The organism is Martinezella lusitana (assembly GCF_016901135.1).
In the GTDB taxonomy this organism is placed as follows: Bacteria; Pseudomonadota; Alphaproteobacteria; order Rhizobiales; family Rhizobiaceae; genus Rhizobium; species Rhizobium lusitanum_D.
Window position 1 is genome coordinate 1 of the sequence record NZ_JAFEVL010000077.1, and the last position, 1,851, is coordinate 1,851.

Annotated in this window: 3 protein-coding genes; all 3 read left to right on the forward strand. The window is 56.9% G+C overall.

Annotation, left to right across the window (positions count from 1 at the left end):
- Positions 1–324, forward strand: a 324-nt coding sequence (locus JTP94_RS34815) for a hypothetical protein (RefSeq protein ID WP_204854893.1), incomplete at its 5' end; no start/stop codon positions are given.
- Positions 325–365: 41 nt separating this feature from the next.
- Positions 366–1,418 (forward strand): sensor histidine kinase, encoded by a 1,053-nt coding sequence (locus JTP94_RS34820; RefSeq protein ID WP_204854894.1) that lies wholly within the window; start codon positions 366–368, stop codon positions 1,416–1,418.
- Between the two features lie 72 nt (positions 1,419–1,490).
- On the forward strand, positions 1,491–1,851 hold a 361-nt coding region (locus JTP94_RS34825), incomplete at its 3' end, for a response regulator (protein ID WP_204854895.1).

Consider the following 1,851-nt stretch of genomic DNA (forward strand, 5'->3'; position numbering starts at 1 on the left):
TTGGTCGTTGTGAAAGCGAAGCTTCATCGCTTGGGGTCGCAATTCTCTGAATTCTTCCCTTACAGCTTCCTCGGAAAAGCTAAGAGCACTCGCGCCTCGCGATTGACCGCTCGTTTTACGGCCACGAACGTCGACCGGGGCACCCTTGCCGTTCTGTCAGTGGTACCTCTTTCAAGTCCGAGATGTCCGGCACAATCCGAGGCACAGCAGCGTCTTGAAAACCTGCCCATGGCAATAAAGGATGATGTTGATCGGCGGGGGACGTGGTATCGTGCCTTAGAGCGTCATTCTAAGGTTTGTATTGACGGCGCTCCTGCCGAGTGATGATTCGCTACGCGAGTTTTCGGCCCATGAGGGCCATTTCCATGTCCAAAGAACCGATTGTCCATTTCGAGGCGGCCAGTACGCTTGCCGTCGTGGTCTCATCAAACGAGCCGTTGCTGTTCCTGTCCGCAGACCAGAAGGTCATTGCGGCGAGCACATCGTTCTGCCGGGCTTTCGAGATCGATCCTGCGACAATTCCCGGCAGAGCACTCAGTGAGCTTGGAAACGGTGAGTGGGCAATGCCCAGGCTCGCCTCGCTTTTGAAGGCGACGGCCTCCGGGAGCGCGAAGATCGAGGCCTACGAAATTGACCTCACGCGGCCAGACCAGAAGACACGCCAGTTGGTCGTCAATGCGCAAATTCTTGACGATGGTAACAAGGACCATATCCGGCTGCTGGTGGCCCTTTCCGACGTGACCGACGCGCGCGTCGAAGCAAAACTGAAAGATGACCTCGTCCGGGACAAAGCAATCCTGATACAGGAAGTCCAGCATCGCGTCGCAAACAGCCTTCAGATCATTGCGAGCGTCCTTATGCAGAGCGCACGTCGGGTGCAGTCGGAGGAAGCGCGCGGACATCTTCACAACGCCCATCACCGGGTCATGTCAATCGCGGCCGTACAGCGACAACTCTCGACATCAAGCGGCGGCAATGTCGAACTCCGCAGCTATTTCACGCAGCTTTGCGAGAGCCTGGGCGCATCGATGATTGCTAACGAGAACCAGTTCTCGATATCGGTGACAGGGGATGACAGCGTCGTCGACGCGGACGTCTCCGTAAGCCTGGGGCTTATCGTAACCGAATTGGTGATTAACGCTCTCAAGCACGCCTTCCCTGAACAGCAGACCGGAAGGATCGCGATAGACTATCGCTCGACCGGCAGCGACTGGACACTTTCTGTATCTGACGACGGCGTAGGCATGCCTAGTGGCAGTATTGCTGCCAAGGCTGGCCTGGGCACAGGCATCGTCGAGGCTCTTGCCCGGAATCTACAGGGCGAGATCAAGTTGAGCGATGCAAGCCCTGGAACTGCCGTGACAATCAGTCATCGCGGAGATGCCGCCCGTCGAACCAGAATTCCAGCGGCCGCCTAGGAACTGACCTTTCACCGAAACGTTATCAACTGAGCCTAGGACTCCCCGGCTCACACAAAAACCGAGTGACATATGTTTAATGGCAAGGCGGTCATCCTGGTGGTCGAAGACAGCGCGATCATTCGAATGGGCGCCGTCGACCTGGTTCGATCCGCCGGCTACGAGGCGCTCGAGGCGAGCGACGCTGACGAGGCAATTCGCATTCTGGAATCGAGAGCCAACATCGACCTGGTCTTCACCGATGTGCAGATGCCGGGAACAATGGACGGCATCAAGCTCTCCCATTACATCCGTAACCGATGGCCGCCGGTCAAGTTGATTGTTGCTTCCGGCAGGGCAATCCTCCAAGAGAGCAGCCTTCCTGAGGGAAGTCGATTCTTCTCAAAGCCTTACAGCGATCATGCCATCGCTGACGCGATGGCCAGGATGCTTT

Bases quoted from the DNA above. Each gene is read 5' to 3' on its own strand.
- JTP94_RS34820 (WP_204854894.1), top strand. From the start codon at position 366: ATGTCCAAAGAACCGATTGTCCATTTCGAGGCGGCCAGTACGCTTGCC.